Source organism: Streptomyces malachitofuscus, from assembly GCF_055571035.1.
The window spans coordinates 35,085-51,392 of record NZ_JBVIGA010000007.1; the positions used below are offsets into that span (position 1 = coordinate 35,085).

Annotated in this window: 17 protein-coding genes; 10 read left to right on the forward strand and 7 right to left on the reverse strand. The window is 71.1% G+C overall.

Annotation, left to right across the window (positions count from 1 at the left end):
- Nucleotides 1-140: 140 nt before the first annotated feature.
- From ACZ44S_RS12220 to ACZ44S_RS12235, 4 genes are all read right to left on the reverse strand, one after another.
- Nucleotides 141-1,043, reverse strand: a complete 903-nt coding sequence (locus tag ACZ44S_RS12220) for an amino acid ABC transporter permease (protein WP_466927552.1) — start codon at nucleotides 1,041-1,043, stop codon at nucleotides 141-143.
- Nucleotides 1,040-1,717 carry an amino acid ABC transporter permease gene (locus tag ACZ44S_RS12225; RefSeq protein ID WP_190165089.1) on the reverse strand — a complete coding sequence of 226 codons (678 nt, stop codon included), beginning with the start codon at nucleotides 1,715-1,717 and terminating at the stop codon, nucleotides 1,040-1,042. The genes ACZ44S_RS12220 and ACZ44S_RS12225 overlap by 4 nt, the downstream gene beginning before the upstream one ends.
- Nucleotides 1,718-1,849: 132 nt before the next feature.
- A complete protein-coding gene (locus ACZ44S_RS12230; RefSeq protein ID WP_466927554.1) occupies nucleotides 1,850-2,689 on the reverse strand; it encodes a glutamate ABC transporter substrate-binding protein in 840 nt (279 codons plus the stop codon).
- Nucleotides 2,690-2,770: 81 nt separating this feature from the next.
- Entirely contained in the window at nucleotides 2,771-3,547 is a 777-nt protein-coding gene (locus ACZ44S_RS12235; protein ID WP_189558102.1) for an amino acid ABC transporter ATP-binding protein, read from the reverse strand.
- Nucleotides 3,548-3,831: 284 nt separating this feature from the next.
- Between ACZ44S_RS12235 and ACZ44S_RS12240 the strand changes: the two genes are divergently transcribed.
- On the forward strand, nucleotides 3,832-4,518 hold the full coding sequence (locus tag ACZ44S_RS12240; RefSeq protein ID WP_466927557.1) for a response regulator transcription factor: 687 nt from the start codon (nucleotides 3,832-3,834) through the stop codon (nucleotides 4,516-4,518).
- 9 nt (nucleotides 4,519-4,527) lie between these two features.
- The gene (locus ACZ44S_RS12245; RefSeq protein WP_466927560.1) at nucleotides 4,528-5,961 is read left to right on the forward strand and encodes a sensor histidine kinase; all 1,434 of its coding nucleotides are present in this window, start codon (nucleotides 4,528-4,530) and stop codon (nucleotides 5,959-5,961) included.
- Here the strand turns inward: ACZ44S_RS12245 and ACZ44S_RS12250 are convergent.
- Nucleotides 5,940-6,935, reverse strand: a complete 996-nt coding sequence (locus ACZ44S_RS12250) for a TAXI family TRAP transporter solute-binding subunit (protein WP_466927561.1) — start codon at nucleotides 6,933-6,935, stop codon at nucleotides 5,940-5,942. The genes ACZ44S_RS12245 and ACZ44S_RS12250 overlap by 22 nt on opposite strands.
- Before the next feature lie 83 nt (nucleotides 6,936-7,018).
- Between ACZ44S_RS12250 and ACZ44S_RS12255 the strand changes: the two genes are divergently transcribed.
- From ACZ44S_RS12255 to ACZ44S_RS12270, 4 genes are all read left to right on the forward strand, one after another.
- Nucleotides 7,019-7,426, forward strand: coding sequence for a pyrophosphohydrolase domain-containing protein (locus tag ACZ44S_RS12255; RefSeq protein ID WP_466927563.1), 408 nt, complete (start codon nucleotides 7,019-7,021; stop codon nucleotides 7,424-7,426).
- A gap of 97 nt (nucleotides 7,427-7,523) precedes the next feature.
- Nucleotides 7,524-8,108, forward strand: coding sequence for a DUF7010 family protein (locus ACZ44S_RS12260; RefSeq protein WP_466927566.1), 585 nt, complete (start codon nucleotides 7,524-7,526; stop codon nucleotides 8,106-8,108).
- A gap of 50 nt (nucleotides 8,109-8,158) precedes the next feature.
- Nucleotides 8,159-9,676 carry a tRNA (N6-isopentenyl adenosine(37)-C2)-methylthiotransferase MiaB gene (gene miaB, locus ACZ44S_RS12265; protein WP_466927569.1) on the forward strand — a complete coding sequence of 506 codons (1,518 nt, stop codon included), beginning with the start codon at nucleotides 8,159-8,161 and terminating at the stop codon, nucleotides 9,674-9,676.
- An 81-nt stretch (nucleotides 9,677-9,757) separates the two neighbouring features.
- Nucleotides 9,758-10,492 (forward strand): class III extradiol dioxygenase subunit B-like domain-containing protein, encoded by a 735-nt coding sequence (locus tag ACZ44S_RS12270; protein ID WP_466927571.1) that lies wholly within the window; start codon nucleotides 9,758-9,760, stop codon nucleotides 10,490-10,492.
- A 73-nt stretch (nucleotides 10,493-10,565) separates the two neighbouring features.
- On the opposite strand, the gene ACZ44S_RS12275 is transcribed toward ACZ44S_RS12270, so the two are convergent.
- Together ACZ44S_RS12275 and ACZ44S_RS12280 are read right to left on the reverse strand one after the other, a co-directional pair.
- Nucleotides 10,566-10,838, reverse strand: coding sequence for an antitoxin (locus ACZ44S_RS12275; RefSeq protein ID WP_190165080.1), 273 nt, complete (start codon nucleotides 10,836-10,838; stop codon nucleotides 10,566-10,568).
- 23 nt (nucleotides 10,839-10,861) lie between these two features.
- Entirely contained in the window at nucleotides 10,862-11,131 is a 270-nt protein-coding gene (locus tag ACZ44S_RS12280) for a hypothetical protein (protein ID WP_466927575.1), read from the reverse strand.
- A gap of 182 nt (nucleotides 11,132-11,313) precedes the next feature.
- Here ACZ44S_RS12280 and miaA point away from each other — a divergent pair, with 182 nt between their 5' ends.
- The 4 genes from miaA to ACZ44S_RS12300 all read left to right on the forward strand — a co-directional run bounded on the left by miaA (nucleotide 11,314) and on the right by ACZ44S_RS12300 (nucleotide 16,264).
- On the forward strand, nucleotides 11,314-12,252 hold the full coding sequence (gene miaA, locus ACZ44S_RS12285) for a tRNA (adenosine(37)-N6)-dimethylallyltransferase MiaA (RefSeq protein WP_466927576.1): 939 nt from the start codon (nucleotides 11,314-11,316) through the stop codon (nucleotides 12,250-12,252).
- A gap of 108 nt (nucleotides 12,253-12,360) precedes the next feature.
- A complete protein-coding gene (locus ACZ44S_RS12290) occupies nucleotides 12,361-12,864 on the forward strand; it encodes a hypothetical protein (protein ID WP_466928073.1) in 504 nt (167 codons plus the stop codon).
- Nucleotides 12,865-12,925: 61 nt separating this feature from the next.
- Nucleotides 12,926-13,795 carry a diaminopimelate epimerase gene (dapF, locus tag ACZ44S_RS12295; protein ID WP_466927579.1) on the forward strand — a complete coding sequence of 290 codons (870 nt, stop codon included), beginning with the start codon at nucleotides 12,926-12,928 and terminating at the stop codon, nucleotides 13,793-13,795.
- Between the two features lie 300 nt (nucleotides 13,796-14,095).
- Nucleotides 14,096-16,264 carry a RelA/SpoT family protein gene (locus ACZ44S_RS12300; RefSeq protein WP_466927581.1) on the forward strand — a complete coding sequence of 723 codons (2,169 nt, stop codon included), beginning with the start codon at nucleotides 14,096-14,098 and terminating at the stop codon, nucleotides 16,262-16,264.
- Nucleotides 16,265-16,308 lie beyond the last annotated feature (44 nt).

Below are 16,308 nucleotides of genomic sequence, written 5' to 3' on the forward strand. Positions count from 1 at the left end.
CACTTTCCCCCCCACGCTCCCTTGGGGGTTGTCCCCCCCCCCGTAATGCGGACAAAAACTCCCCCCCCCCCCCCCCCCCCCCCTTTTCCCCCCCCCCCCCCCCCCCCCCCCCCACAACCATGTCGTACGTGAGGCGGGAGCTACTTCTCCGCACCGGTCCCGTGGGTGCCGCCCACCTCGGCGGCGTTGAGATCGTCGATGTCGTCCGCGCCGAGCACCGCGCCGGTGCTCCGCTTGCTGCGCCGCAGCCGTCCCTCGAGCCAGGAGGCGAACGAGGTGAGGATGAAGTTGAGGACGATGAAGATGACCGCCACCACGATGAAGCTCGGGATGACGTTGGCGTAGTTGGCCGCCAGCGTGCCGCGCGAGTTGAGCAGCTCGGTGAAGCCGAGCATCACGCCGCCCAGCGCGGTGTCCTTCACGATCACGACCAGCTGGCTGACGATCGCCGGGAGCATCACCGTGACCGCCTGCGGCAGCAGGATGCTGCCCATCGTCTGGCTCTTGCGCAGACCGATCGCCTGGGCCGCCTCGCTCTGTCCCTTGGGCAGGGCCAGGATTCCGGCCCGGACCACCTCGGCGAGGACCGAGGCGTTGTAGAGCACCAGGCCGGTGACGACCGCGTACAGCGGCCGGTCGGCGCTGCTGACGTCGGTGGAACGGGCGAAGAACTCGTTGGCGAACAGCATGAGCAGCAGCACCGGGATGGCACGGAAGAACTCGACCACGGCGCCGGCCGGGACACGCACCCAGCGGTGGTCGGACAGGCGTGCGATGCCGAGGACCGCGCCCAGCGGGAGGGCGATGACCATGGCGAGGCCCGCGGCCTTCAGCGTGTCGGCCAGGCCCGGCAGCAGGTACGTCGTCCAGGCGTCGGACGTGGTGAAGGGCTTCCACAGGGACCACTCGAGCTGGCCCTTGTCGTCCAGCACCGTCCAGACCCACCACAGCAGCAGGGCGAGCAGGACGAAGAAGACGACCGAGAGGATCAGGTTGCGCCGCTTGGCCTTCGGGCCGGGTGCGTCGTAGAGAACAGAAGTCATCGCTTCACCGCCAGGCGCTTGCTCAGCCAGTTGAGGAACAGGCCGGTGGGCAGGGTCAGGACTACGAACCCGAAGGCGAAGACCGCGCCGATGAGCAGCGTCTGTGCCTCGTTCTCGATCATTTCCTTCATCAGGAGCGCGGCCTCCGCCACGCCGATGGTCGCCGCCACGGTCGTGTTCTTCGTGAGCGCGATCAGCACGTTGGCCAGGGGGCCGATCACCGAGCGGAACGCCTGCGGCAGCACGACGAGCCGGAGCACCTGGCTGAAGCTCAGGCCGAGGGCCCGTGCCGCCTCCGCCTGTCCGACGGGCACCGTGTTGATGCCGGAGCGGATCGCCTCGCACACGAAGGCGGCGGTGTAGGCGACGAGGCCGAGCACGGCCAGCCGGAAGTACTTGGTCTCGAAGTTGTCCGGCGCGCCCATGGTCACGCCGAAGATGTCGGCGAGGCCGAGCGACGTGAAGACGATGATGACCGTCAGGGGGATGTTCCGGACGATGTTCACATAAGCGGTCCCGAAACCGCGCATCAGCGGCACCGGGCTGACCCGCATCGCCGCCAGCAGGGTGCCCCAGATCAGGGATCCGACGGCCGAGAAGACGGTGAGCTGCACCGTGACCCAGAAGGCGCCCAGCAGGGACGGGTCGTCATAGTTTGAAAGAAAGTCGAACACGATCTCCCGCGCTTCCGGGTGTGTGACGTACGTGGCGGACGTGACGCGCCGCCGCCTGTGGAGTGGTGGGCGGCGGCGCGTTCGCGGGTCCCCGCGTCGGACGCGGGGACCCTGCGTCGGCGGAGTCCCGCGTTACTGGACGATCTGGCCGATCTTCGGGGCGGGCTCGTACTTGTAGTTCGCCGGGCCGAAGTTCTCCTCGACGGCCGTCTTCCACGCACCGTCGCTGACCATCTTCTCCAGCGCGTCGTTGACCTTGTTCACGGTCTCGGTGTCGCCCTTCTTGACACCGATGCCGTAGTTCTCGTTGCTCAGCTTCAGGCCGGCGAGCTTGAACTTGCCCTTGTACTGGTCCTGCGCGGCGTAGCCGGCGAGGATCGAGTCGTCGGTGGTCAGCGCGTCAACCTGCCCGTTCTGCAGCGCGGACAGGCACTCCGAGTAGCCGCCTCGGTTGGTCAGCTGGGCATCCGGGGCGAAGTCGTTCTTGACGTTCTGCGCCGAGGTGGAGCCGGTCACCGAGCAGAGCTTCTTGTCGTTGAGGTCCGTGGCCTCGGTGATGTCGGCGTCCTTCTTCACCAGCAGGTCCTGGTGGGCCAGCAGGTACGGACCGGCGAAGTCGACCTTCTCCTTGCGCTCGTCCGTGATGGAGTACGTCGCCGCGATGAGCTTCACGTCCCCACGCGACAGCGCGTTCTCGCGGTCCGCGCTCTTGGTCTCGACCCACTCGATCTGGTCGGGCTCGTAGCCGAGCTCCTTGGCGACGTACGTCGCCACGTCCACGTCGAAGCCGGTGTAACCGTCAGGAGTCTTCAGGCCCAGACCCGGCTGGTCGTACTTGATACCGATCTTGATCTTGTCGCCGCCGCCCGACGACGAACCGCTGTCGCCGCTGTCGTCGCCTCCGCAGGCGGTGGCGGTCAGGGCAAGGGCGAACACGGCGGCCGAGGCGGCGGTGACCTTGCGGAGCTTCATGGTGCACATCCTTTGAGTGGTGAAGTGATGCGGCCCGGTCCATGTCCGGTGACGCAGGTCGTCGGGGCGCGAGGCGCGCCGTCAGTGGTGCAGGATCTTCGACAGGAAGTCCTTGGCACGGTCGCTGCGCGGGTTGCTGAAGAACTGGTCCGGCGAAGCCTGTTCGACGATGCGGCCGTCGGCCATGAACACCACGCGGTTCGCCGCCGAACGGGCGAAGCCCATCTCGTGGGTAACGACGATCATGGTCATACCGTCGCGGGCGAGCTGCTGCATGACTTCCAGCACCTCGTTGATCATCTCGGGGTCGAGAGCCGACGTCGGCTCGTCGAAGAGCATGACCTTGGGTTCCATCGCCAGGGCCCGCGCGATGGCGACACGCTGCTGCTGGCCACCGGAGAGCTGTGCGGGGTACTTCTCGGCCTGCGCGCCCACGCCGACCCGGTCGAGCAGGGCACGGGCCCGCTCCTCGGCGGCCTTCTTGTCCTTCTTGCGGACCTTGACCTGGCCCAGCGTCACGTTCTCGAGCACGGTCTTGTGCGCGAAGAGGTTGAAGGACTGGAAGACCATGCCCACGTCGGCCCGCAGCCGGGCGAGCTCCTTGCCCTCGTGGGGCAGGGGCTTGCCGTCGATGGTGATCGAGCCGGAGTCGATCGTCTCCAGTCGGTTGATGGTGCGGCACAGGGTGGACTTGCCGGACCCGGAGGGTCCGATGACCACGACGACTTCGCCACGGGCGATCGTGAGGTCGATGTCCTGGAGTACGTGCAACGCGCCGAAGTGCTTGTTGACGCTCTTCAGGACGACCAGATCGCCGGTCGCGGCCACATCTTCCTTGGCCACCGATACTTCGGTCATCGCTCTCAGGCTCCGTCCTCCTCGGTTTCGGAGGACAGTAGTAATCCTTCAGACCTGCGTCATTACATCTGAGGGGAATCTGAGCATCACGATCCGATAGCAATCGGACACCTGTCGTAGCACTTGTGAGCAGGGCTCATACCGGCCGGGTAACGGTACGAAAGCGCAACCGGAACCCTCTTGACGTCGTCCTCATCCATCGGCGTCACTGCAAGGTGCACGCGCGCGTGCACACCATTTTCGTACAAGTAGATCGTACGGCCGATGAACGGAAGGGGGCCCCGGTGAGACTGCTTCTCGTCGAAGACGACAACCACGTCGCCGCCGCACTGTCGGCGGTGCTGGCGCGGCACGGGTTCGACGTCACCCACGCGCGCAGCGGCGAGGAGGCCCTCCAGGCGCTCGTCCCCGAGGGCGAGGGCTTCGGTGTGGTCCTGCTCGACCTGGGGCTGCCCGACCAGGACGGCTACGAGGTGTGCGGCAAGATCCGCAAGCGCACCGGCACTCCGGTGATCATGGTGACCGCGCGGTCCGACGTCCGCTCCCGCATCCACGGCCTCAACCTCGGCGCCGACGACTACGTGGTCAAGCCCTACGACACGGGGGAGCTGCTGGCGCGGATCCACGCCGTCAGCCGGCGCAGCGTCCACGAGGAGGCCACCGGCAGCACGGAGACCGAGCTGCGCCTCGGCCCCGTCCGTATCGAGCTGCCGACCCGCCAGGTCAGCGTGAACGGTTCGGTCGTCCAGCTGACCCGCAAGGAGTTCGATCTGCTCGCCCTGCTCGCCCAGCGGCCGGGCGTCGTCTTCCGCCGGGAACAGATCATCAGCGAGGTCTGGCGCACCAGCTGGGAGGGGACCGGGCGCACCCTGGAGGTGCACGTCGCCTCCCTGCGCGCGAAGCTGCGCATGCCCGCCCTCATCGAGACCGTGCGCGGCGTCGGCTACCGGCTCGTCGCGCCCACGGCGTAGCGGGGCCGGGTGCACACGCGGCTCCTTCCGCTGCTCATCGTCCTGATGGCGGCCGTTCTGCTCGCGCTCGGTGTCCCGCTGGCCGTCAGCCTGGCGGGCGCGCAGCAGCAGAAGGTCGTCGTCGACCGGATCGACGACACGGCGCGCTTCGCGGCCCTCGCCCAGTTCGTCACCGAGCCCGCCGACCCGGCCGGCGGCGACATCAACGAGCGCCGCGAGACGCTCAGCAGCGAGCTCCGCAGCTACTACGAGGTCTACGGCATCCGCGCGGGCGTCTTCTACCGCAACGACTCACCCATGGCGCACGCGCCGGGCGACTGGTTCCTGCCCCGCACGGGCGAGGTGCGCGACGCCTTCGAGGAGGCGCTGCTCAGCCGCCGCAGCCACGACCCCGAGCAGGTGTGGCCCTGGCAGCGGCGCAGCCTGGTGGTGGCCTCGCCGGTCATCCGGGACGGCGACGTCGTCGCCGTGGTGGTCACCGACTCGCCGACCGGGCAGATGCGCTCCCGCATCCTCCAGGGCTGGCTGGTCATCGCCGCGGGGGAGGCGGCCGCGATGCTGCTGGCCGTGGGCGCGGCGCTGCGGCTCACCGGCTGGGTGCTCCGCCCCGTACGGATCCTGGACGCCACCACCCACGACATCGCCACCGGCCGGCTGAAGTCCCGGGTCGCGGCGGCCGGCGGGCCGCCGGAGCTGCGACGGCTCGCCCGGTCGTTCAACGAGATGGCGGACAACGTCGAGAGCGTGCTGGAACAGCAGCGTGCCTTCGTCGCCGACGCCTCCCACCAGCTGCGCAACCCCCTCTCGGCGCTGCTGCTGCGGATCGAGCTGCTCGCTCTGGAGCTGCCCGAGGGCAACGAGGAGATCGCCTCCGTCCAGGCCGAGGGCAAGCGCCTGGCCCAGGTCCTGGACGACCTGCTCGACCTGGCGCTCGCCGAGCACAGCGAGGCCAACCTCCAGGTCTCCGACATCGGCGCCCTGGCCGCCGAGCGCGTCGCGGCCTGGGCGCCCACCGCCGAGGCCAAGGGCGTCAGCCTGACCGGCACCTGCCCGCCGACGACCGCGTGGGCCGACCCGGTGGCGCTGTCCAGCGCGCTGGACGCGGTCATCGACAACGCGGTGAAGTTCACGCCCGAGGGCGAGGCCGTCGAGGTGAGCGTCGCCTCCAACGGCGACGTGTCGACCGTCGTCGTCACCGACAACGGTCCGGGCCTGACCGACGAGGAGCTGACCCGCGTGGGCGACCGCTTCTGGCGCAGCGGCCGGCACCAGAACATCAAGGGCTCGGGCCTCGGCCTGTCCATCTCACGGGCCCTGCTCGCGGCGGGGGGCGGCTCGATCGTGTACGAGCGTCACGAGCCGCACGGACTGCGGGTGACCGTGACGGTGCCGAGGAACGCCCCCGCGGGGGAGCCGGCGGCTCAGGGCTTGACGGACCGGTAGTAGCGGCGGGCGCCGTCGTGCAGCCGGAGCGGATCGGTGTAGATCGCGGTACGTACGTCGACCAGCTGGGCGGAGTGGACGTGCGCCCCGATGTTGTCCCGGCTCGCGAGCACGATGCGGGTCAGCCACTCGGTGAGCCGGGGGTCCACGTCCGTCCGGGTGATCAGGAGGTTGGACACCGCCATCGTCGGAACGGCCGAGCCGAGCTGACTGCCCGGGTACGCCGACTCAGGCATGTTGGTGGCGCGGTAGTGGCGCGCGGCACCACCCTGCTGGTGCAGCTTCGACACCAGATCGGCGTCGATCGGCACGAACCGCAGCGCGCCCTTCTCCGTGACCGTCTTCAGACCGTCCGTGGGCAGCCCGCCCGACCAGAAGAACGCGTCCAGACCGTGCCCCAGCCGTTCCGGTCCGGTGTCGATGCCGTCCGAGGAGGGCTCGATGTCCGTCTCCGGATCGATGCCGGCCGCCTTCAGCACCCGGTTGGCGATGAGCCGGACCCCCGACTTCGGCGGCCCTATGGCGACCCGCTTGCCCCGCAGGTCCCCGACGGAACGGATGCCCGAGTCGGGGGCGACGGCGAGCTGCACGTAGTCGTCGTACAGCCGCGCCACCCCGCGCAGGCGGTCGGCGCCCGGCCGGTGGTCCAGTCGGTACGTCTCGACCGCGTCGGCCGCGGCGATCGCGAAGTCGGCCTGTCCGGTCGCCACCCGCCGGACGTTCTCCTGGGAGCCGTCGCTCGTCTCCAGCCGGACCTCGAGATCCGGCATGTGTCTGGCGAGCGAGGTGCGCAGCAGCTCGCCGTACTTCTGGTAGACGCCCGCGCGGGTGCCCGTGCTCAGCGTGATCGTCCCGCCGGGCGGCTCCTCGCTCCAGGGCGCCAGCCACCACAGCAGCAGTCCGAGCGCCACGAAGGCGGCGGCCGTGCCCCGCAGGGCCCGGCGCCTGCCGATCCGGGACAGCGCGTTGGACATGCGCGTGATCCTGCCAGCCCGTGTGCCTGCTGACCAGGGCGGAACTCACAGCGGGGGCACGGCCGGCCACTACAGTCGCGGGCATGAGTGCTTCCCCCGCCGACCTGGTCCGTGACTTCCACCGTGCCTTCGGGCTGGACGCCCGCGACATACCGGCCGAGGTGTCGCCGGAACTCGCCGCCCACCGCGGCGAGCTGCTCGCCGAGGAGGCCAAGGAGGTCGCCGAGGTGTCGGTGACGGGTCCGCTCGACCGGCTCGCGCACGAACTGGCCGACGTCGTCTACGTCGCGTACGGCACGGCGCTGGTCCACGGCATCGACCTCGACGCGGTGATCGCCGAGATCCACCGTTCCAACATGACCAAGCTGGGGCCCGGCGGCCAGGTGAGCCGGCGTGCCGACGGCAAGGTCCTCAAGGGCGAGCACTATGAGGCGCCGGACGTGTCGGCGGTGCTGCGGCGGCAGGGGTGGGTGCCGCGCGGGGAGGTCTGAGCGCGTCGGCCCACCGGTAACGGGCGTCTTCCGTCGTACGCCGGATTCCCGACGTATGGTCGGGTCGGCGGCGTGGTGATCGCTGTACTCTCCGCCCATGGCGCCGACACAGCAGATCCCGGCCTCCGCCGACGACGAGTGCCTCGGGCTCACCCGGCAGCTCCGGCGCCGGGGAACCGTCGTCCTGTCCGTCTTCGCGCTGTTGTGGGCCTTCACGGGGGCCTCCGGAACGGGCGCGGCGACGGACGTGGTGCCGGTGACCGTGGAAGTGGCGGCCGTCCTCGTCACGGCGGCGGCGATCCGCCTGGGCCTCCGCAAGGACGCCGCCCCCTCACCCCGGACCGTGCGCCTGCCGGCGAACTGGGCGCGCGGCGTGGGCCTCGTCAACGCGGCCGAGGTGGCGGCCATCGTCGCCGTGATCGCTGCGACCGTCGGGTCCGGCCATCCCCGGGTCCTCCCGGCCGCCGTCGCGCTCGTCGTGGGACTGCACTTCTTCCCGCTCGCCCGTCTGTACGACCAGCGGCAGTACCGGTGGACGGGCGCCCTGCTGTCGGCGGTGGCGGCCGTCGGTTTCCTGCTGACCGCGGCCGGTCTGCCGGCGGAGATCCTGCGGATCGTGGTGGGCCTGGGATGCGCGCTGGTGCTCTGGGCCACCGCCTGCCACCTGGCCGTGAAGGGCTGACGGGCCGCCGCGGCGCCGGGCTGTCACCGGTACGGCCTACCCTTATGGGCATGAGCAGCATCGACCGGAGCCAGTCAGTGGGCGGCACGCGCACCTACGAAGTACGCACCTACGGGTGCCAGATGAACGTCCACGACTCCGAGCGATTGTCCGGGCTGCTGGAGGACGCGGGCTACGTCCGCGCCCCCGAGGGTTCCGACGGCGACGCCGACGTGGTCGTCTTCAACACCTGCGCCGTCCGCGAGAACGCCGACAACAAGCTGTACGGCAACCTCGGCCACCTCGCCCCGAAGAAGGCGAGCCGGCCCGGGATGCAGATCGCGGTCGGCGGCTGCCTGGCGCAGAAGGACCGCGACACCATCGTGAAGCGGGCGCCCTGGGTGGACGTCGTCTTCGGCACGCACAACATCGGCAAGCTGCCCGTCCTGCTGGAGCGCGCCCGCGTCCAGGAGGAGGCGCAGGTCGAGATCGCCGAGTCGCTGGAGGCGTTCCCCTCCACGCTGCCGACCCGCCGCGAGAGCGCCTACGCGGCCTGGGTGTCCATCTCCGTCGGCTGCAACAACACCTGCACCTTCTGCATCGTCCCGGCGCTGCGCGGCAAGGAGAAGGACCGCCGCCCCGGCGACATCCTCGCCGAGATCGAGGCCCTGGTCGGCGAAGGAGTCTCCGAGATCACCCTGCTCGGCCAGAACGTCAACGCCTACGGCTCCGACATCGGCGACCGCGAGGCGTTCAGCAAGCTGTTGCGGGCCTGCGGGAAGATCGACGGCCTGGAGCGCGTCCGCTTCACCTCGCCGCACCCGCGCGACTTCACCGACGACGTCATCGCCGCCATGGCCGAGACGCCGAACGTGATGCCCCAGCTGCACATGCCGCTGCAGTCCGGCTCGGACCCGGTGCTGAAGGCGATGCGCCGCTCCTACCGGCAGGAGCGCTTCCTCGGGATCATCGAGAAGGTCCGGGCCGCGATCCCCCACGCGGCGATCAGCACCGACATCATCGTGGGCTTCCCCGGCGAGACCGAGGAGGACTTCCAGCAGACCCTGCACGTCGTCCGCGAGGCCCGGTTCGCCCAGGCGTTCACCTTCCAGTACTCCAAGCGCCCCGGCACGCCCGCCGCCGAGATGGACGGCCAGATCCCCAAGAAGGTCGTCCAGGAGCGCTACGAGCGGCTCGTCGCCCTCCAGGAGGAGATCTCCTGGGAGGAGAACAAGAAGCAGGTCGGCCGCACCCTGGAGCTGATGGTCGCGGAGGGCGAGGGCCGCAAGGACGACACCACCCACCGGCTGTCCGGCCGCGCTCCCGACAACCGCCTGGTGCACTTCACCAAGCCGGAGCGGGAAGTGCGTCCCGGCGACGTGGTGACCGTCGAGATCACCTACGCCGCTCCGCACCACCTCCTCGCGGAGGGCGCCGTGCTGGACGTGCGCCGCACCCGCGCGGGCGACGCCTGGGAGAAGCGCACCGCCGAGAAGGCGGCGCAGCCCGCGGGCGTGATGCTGGGGCTGCCCAAGGTGGGCGTGCCCGAGCCGCTCCCGGTGGTGACCGGGGGCTGCGCGGTCGACTGACGCGACCGGCCCGGCACCCGCCGCCCGCGGTGCGCACTGCTTCGCGAGGCGGGTCCGGACCGTCGCAGTAGGGTGCTGATCATGCTTGTCGCCGCCGCAGTCTGCCCCTGCCCGCCGCTGCTCGTGCCCGAGGTCGCCGCGGGCGCCGCCACCGAGCTGGACACCGCGCGTGCCGCCTGCATGGACGCGCTGGGTGTGCTCTGCGCCGCCCGGCCCGACCTGCTCGTCGTGGTCGGGCCGACGGACGGCCCCGGGCCCGAGAGCTACCCCGAGGGCACCCCGGGATCCTTCCGGGGCTTCGGTGTCGACCTGGACGTACGGCTCGGGCGGGGCGAGGGCACACCGGAGGGCCGCCTTCCGTACGGACTCGCCGTGGGCGCATGGCTGCTGGACCGGGCCGGATGGGCGGACGCCCCCGTCGAGGGCCGCGGCGTGGGAGAACGTCTCACCGCCGAGCGGTGTATCGCGGAGGGAGAGGACATCGCCGGCCGGGCGGAGCGGGTGGCGCTTCTGGTGATGGGCGACGCCAGCGCCTGCCGCACGCTCAAGGCGCCGGGCTACCTCGACGAGCGGGCGGCCCCCTTCGACGCGGAACTCGCCCGCGCCCTGGGCGGCGCCGACACCGCGGCGCTGCGCGCGCTGGACGCCGGACTGGCGGGTGAGCTGAAAGTTTCCGGCCGGGCCCCCTGGCAGGTGCTCGCCGGGGCGGCGTCGGGCGACGGGGAGCTGGAAGGCACGTTGCTCCACGAGGACGCCCCGTACGGCGTGGGGTACATCGTGGCCACCTGGACCCGGGCGGCCGGCCGGCTCCCGTAGCCCGGCATGACAGCGACGGACGGCCGGGAGCGCTCGATGTGCTCCGCGGCCGTCCGTCGGTGTGCCGCTCGGCTCAGGAAGCGGGCGGCGGCCCGGCCGGCGGCGTGGTGCCGCCCTCCGTACCCGGACCGGGGTCGTTCTTGTGGGCGAAGCGGTCCACGGCGCCCTTCGCCTTGCCGGTACCCGACTGGATCCGGTCGCTGTACTTGCCCTTGGTCCGCTTGTCGACGGTCTGCGCGGCCTTGTCCAGACCGTGCTGGATCCTGTCCTCGTGCTGCTGCGCGAGCCCGGAGACCTTGTCCTTGGCCGGGCCGAGTTTGGCCTTCAGATTGTCCAGCAGACCCATGATGTACCTTCCCTCGCGGCAATCTACGTGCGGGCGCCCTCACCGGCTTCGCTGCCGGCGGCCTCGGAGGACTGCTGCTTCGGGATGTCGACGGACTCGCTGCCGGTGACCGCGCCGGCCTCCTTCACCGTCGGCTCGGCGGTCTCCTGCGCCTCGGCCGGCTCTTTCGGCTCGGTGGCCCCGGCCGCCTCGTCCGTTTCCGGACCGGTCGTCGCCCGGTCCGCCCGAGCCTCGGCGGCCCGCGTCTCCTCCGTGGTCTTCGACCTCCGAAAAAGTCGTGCAAAAACGCCCATATCCACTCCATACGTTACTCGTGCGGGCGAAATTCCGCGTTGCCCGGTGTGTCCGTTCGTGTGACCCGGGTCGTCGCCACCGCGATCCGGCGGCAGGAACCTCGCAACGGGCAACGACCCGGCCGGCATCACGTCACGTAACCCGTTCGAGAGCGCGCCGGGAGGTTTGGGAGACTGGGTCGGTGAGCAGTGCATCCCCCGCCCCCCGCGTCATCGCCGTCGTCGGACCCACCGCGGCCGGAAAGTCCGATCTGGGCGTTTTCCTGGCCCGACGGCTCGGCGGTGAAGTCGTCAACGCCGACTCCATGCAGCTCTACCGGGGGATGGACATCGGGACCGCCAAGCTGACGCCCGAGGAGCGCGGTGGAGTCCCGCACCACCTGCTGGACGTCTGGGACGTCACCGTCACCGCCTCGGTCGCCGAGTACCAGCGGCTGGCCCGGGAGCGGATCGACGCGCTGCTCGCCGACGGACGCTGGCCCGTCCTGGTCGGCGGATCCGGCCTCTACGTCCGCGGGGCCGTCGACAACCTGGAGTTCCCCGGCACCGACCCCGAGGTCCGGGCCCGGCTCGAGGGGGAGCTCACCCTGCGCGGCCCCGGGGCGCTGCACGCGCGCCTGGCGGCGGCGGACCCCGAGGCGGCCCGGGTGATCCTGCCGAGCAACGGCCGTCGCATCGTCCGCGCGCTCGAAGTGATCGAAATCACCGGGAGGCCCTTCACCGCCAATCTCCCGGGCCCCGAAGCGGTGTACGACACGCTCCAGATCGGTGTCGACGTGGCCCGCCCCGAGCTGGACGAGCGCATCGCCCGCCGGGTCGACCGAATGTGGGAGGCGGGCCTCGTCGACGAAGTGCGCGCACTCGAGGCGCAGGGGTTGCGCGAGGGGCGTACGGCGTCGCGCGCCCTCGGCTACCAGCAGGTGCTCGCGGCGCTTGCCGGGGAGTGCACCCTCGAGGAAGCCCGGGCCGAGACCGTTCGTGCCACCAAGCGCTTCGCGCGCCGTCAGGATTCATGGTTCAGGCGCGATCCCCGGGTGCACTGGTTGAGTGGGGCCGCGGCGGACCTCACGGAACTTCCGCAGCTCGCGATCTCGTTGGTCGAACGACCGGTTACAGCCTGATCACGTCATGGCATCGGGACGCCCAGGCCGTCATCCGGGCCTGTGACACCGTGCCATCATCGAGCTTCGATCGACCAAGTGGAGTCCTAGTTGGGAGGGCGCGTGGCGATGGAGGCCGGCCCTCGCGACACCGCACACGGCACCGAACACCTCACCACCGAGCGGGGTGCACCGGAGCAGGAAACCGACCGTCTCAGCCCCGACGGGCCGGAGGAGACGCCGGTCGGAGTGACCGACGACGGCCCCGAGCCCGACGAGATGTTCGCGAGCGGTGACGAGGTCGAGGTGGAGCTGCGCCCGCAGCGCCGGCTGCGCCTCTGGCAGCTCGCGCCCATCGTCGGGCTGGCCGCGGTCGGCTCCCTGATGTTCGCCTTCCCGCTCGCCTTCGACTTCGGCGACAGCGGCGCCGTGATCGCCATGCTCGGGCTGCTGATCTGCTCCTGCTCGGCCGGCTGGGGCATGATGGCCGCCCGCAGGGTGGGCTACACGTGGCCCGGCCTCCCGGCCCGGGGCTCCGGACGCAGAGCCGACTGGCGGGTCGTGGCCGCCTACGCCGTGATGGTCGCCGCCGTGGTGGCCCTGGCGGTGTGGCGGGTCGCCAGACTCCGCTGACGGCACCGGCGGGGGCGGCGCCCGGCGACAGCCCGGCGGAGCGTTCTCGTACGATCGAGGAATGAGCACGCGGATCGCCTTCCTCAAGGGGCACGGCACGGAGAACGACTTCGTCATCGTCCCGGACCCCGAGAACGCCATCGACCTTCCTGCCGACGTCGTCACCGCCCTGTGCGACCGCCGCGCGGGCATCGGCGGCGACGGCCTGCTGCACGTCGTGCGGTCCGCCGCCCACCCGGAGGCCGCCAAGATGGCGGCCGAGGCGGAGTGGTTCATGGACTACCGCAACGGCGACGGCTCGGTCGCGGAGATGTGCGGCAACGGAGTGCGTGTGTTCGCGCGCTACCTCCAGCGCGCCGGCCACGTGTCCGAGGGGGACATCGCGGTCGCCACGCGCGGGGGAGTGAAGACCGTGCACATCGCCAAGGAGGGCGACATCACCGTCGGCATGGGCCGGGCGCTGCTCCCCGAGGGCCAGGTCACCGTGAGCGTCGGCGAACGCAGCTGGCCCGCGCGGAACGTGAACATGGGCAACCCGCACGCCGTCGCCTTCGTGGAGGACCTCGCCCACGCGGGCGACCTCCTCACCCCGCCCCCGTTCAGCCCGGCGTCCGCCTACCCGGACGGGGTGAACGTGGAGTTCGTCGTCGACCGCGGTCCGCGGCACGTGGCGCTGCGGGTGCACGAGCGCGGGGCGGGCGAGACCCGGTCCTGCGGTACGGGCGCGTGCGCGGTCGCCGTCGCCACCGCCCGCAGGGACGGCGCCGACCCGGCCGTGACCGGCACCCCGGCGACCTACACCGTCGACGTGCCCGGCGGCACGCTGGTGATCACCGAACGGCCCGACGGCGAGATCGAGATGACGGGGCCGGCGGTGATCGTCGCCGAGGGCGTGATCGACGGCGAGTGGCTGGAGAACGCCCTTCGCTGACCGGGGTGCTGGCTCGCCATCCCAGCCTGCGGCCCGCTCCGTGATCGTATCCCCAGGCCGGAGAGGATCTCCGGCTTCGGGATCAAGGTGGAGCACCTACCCGATGGCGTGAAAGCACCCCTTGATCGACCTTCGCTCGATGGGGTGATCCGTTTCACGATCGGCCGGAGGCGGCCAGCCCGACGTGGTTGGCCTCGGTAGCATCAAGCACCGGCCCGGACGGGGAGACGAACGCCGTTCCCTGAGCCCGAGTCCGCCCTGGGGCACGCCGTCCGCCGGTCCACGCAGCCGGAGGTGCCCATGAACGCGGAGGCCGTGAATCCTGCGAGCCCAGGCTCTGTGACATCTGGTCACGCCACACCCTCGGGGTCCCGCAGGAAGACGCGCCCCCGGCTGGACCTGCGCCGGCTGGGCCGAGCGGCACTGCTCGGCACCACCGCCCGCGACCGGCTCTCCGACGCCATCGGACACGTCGTCGACGCCCACCGCGCCCACCACCCCGACGCCGACCTCGAACCCCTGCGCCGCGCCTACGTGTTGGCCGAGTCCTCCCATCGCGGACAGATGCGCAAGAGCGGTGAGCCATACATCACCCACCCGCTGGCCGTGACCCTCATCCTCGCCGAACTCGGCGCCGAGACGACCACGTTGACGGCCTCGCTGCTCCACGACACCGTCGAGGACACCGATGTGACGCTGGACCAGGTCGGCGAGGAGTTCGGCGAGGAGGTGCGTTATCTCGTCGACGGCGTCACCAAGCTGGAGAAGGTCGACTACGGGGCCGCCGCGGAACCCGAAACCTTCCGCAAGATGCTCGTCGCCACTGGCAACGACGTCCGCGTGATGTCGATCAAACTCGCCGACCGGCTGCACAACATGCGCACCCTCGGCGTGATGCGCCCCGAGAAGCAGGAGCGCATCGCCAAGGTGACCCGGGACGTGCTGATCCCGCTCGCCGAACGCCTCGGTGTCCAGGCGCTCAAGACGGAGCTGGAGGACCTGGTCTTCGCGATTCTGCACCCCGAGGAGTACGCGCACACACGGGAGTTGATCGTCCGCAACGCCGCACGCGCCGACGACCCCCTCGCCGACGTCGCCGACGACGTGCGCAAGGTGCTGCGGGATGCGGACATCACCGCCGAAGTCCTCATCAGACCGCGCCACTTCGTCTCCGTGCACCGGGTGTCGCGCAAGCGGGGCCCGATGCGGGGCGCCGACTTCGGTCGCCTGCTGGTGCTGGTGAACGAGGACGCCGACTGCTACGGGGTGCTGGGCGAACTGCACACCTGTATGACGCCCGTGGTATCGGAGTTCAAGGACTTCATCGCCGTACCCAAGTTCAACCTGTACCAGTCGCTGCACACCGCGGTGGCGGGCGCGGACGGCCAGGTCGTCGAGGTCCTCATCCGCACCCACCAGATGCACAAGGTCGCCGAGGCCGGCGTCGTCGCCCTCGGCAACCCCTACGCCGCCCCGCCGGAGGAGCAGGCCACGAGCGAGGGCGAGCGCGTCGACCCGACCCGGCCCGGATGGCTCTCCCGGCTGCTCGACTGGCAGCGGGCCGCGCCCGACCCCGACACCTTCTGGTCCACCCTGCGCGAGGACCTCGCCCAGGACCGCGAGATCACCGTGTTCCGCCCCGACGGGGGCACGCTGGGCCTGCCCGAGGGCGCGACCTGCGTGGACGCCGCCTACGCACAGTACGGGGAGGACGCCCACGCCTGCATCGGAGCCAGGGTCAACGGCCGGCTGGCGACACTGAGCACGGTGCTGAAGGACGGCGACACCGTCCAGCTGCTCATGGGCCAGGACGCGGCCTCCGCGCCGTCCAGGGAGTGGCTGGACCACGCCCACACCCCGGCGGCGCGGATCGCCATCCAGCGGTGGCTGACCGCCCACCCCGCCCAGGACGCCGCGGCGGGGACCGAAGCGGCCGCCGCCTCCCGGCCGCCCGCCGACGACCCCGCCCCTCCGCAGACGGCGGACGCCCCGCAGACGGCCCCCGGCCGTCCCGCCGCCGCCGAGGTCCTGACCGACCGGTCCGGCGCGACCGTACGGCTCGCCGGGTGCTGTACGCCCGTACCGCCCGACGAAGTGACCGGTTTCGCCGTGCGCGGGGGAACGGTCACCGTGCACCGGACCGGGTGCGCCGCGGTGACGCGGATGCAGCGTGCGGGGCGCGCGGAGGTCGGCGTGCGCTGGGGGGAGGGCGCGGAGTGCCGGGTCACGCTGGTCGCCGAATCGTTCGTCCGTCCGCATCTGCTCGCGGACCTCACCGAGGCCATGGCGCTCGAAGGCGCCGAGATCGTCTCCGCGACCGTCGAACCGCCCGACCGCCAGCAGGTACGGCACACCTATACGGTGCAGTTGCCGAACGCCGCCCAGCTGCCCGCCCTCATGCGCGCGATGCGGGACGTGGCCGGGGTGTACGACGTGAGCCGGGCCCAGCGGCACGACCAGGGCGTCTGACCGGGGCGAGGAGCGGCCGAGCGGCGGTGTGATTACCCGATCGG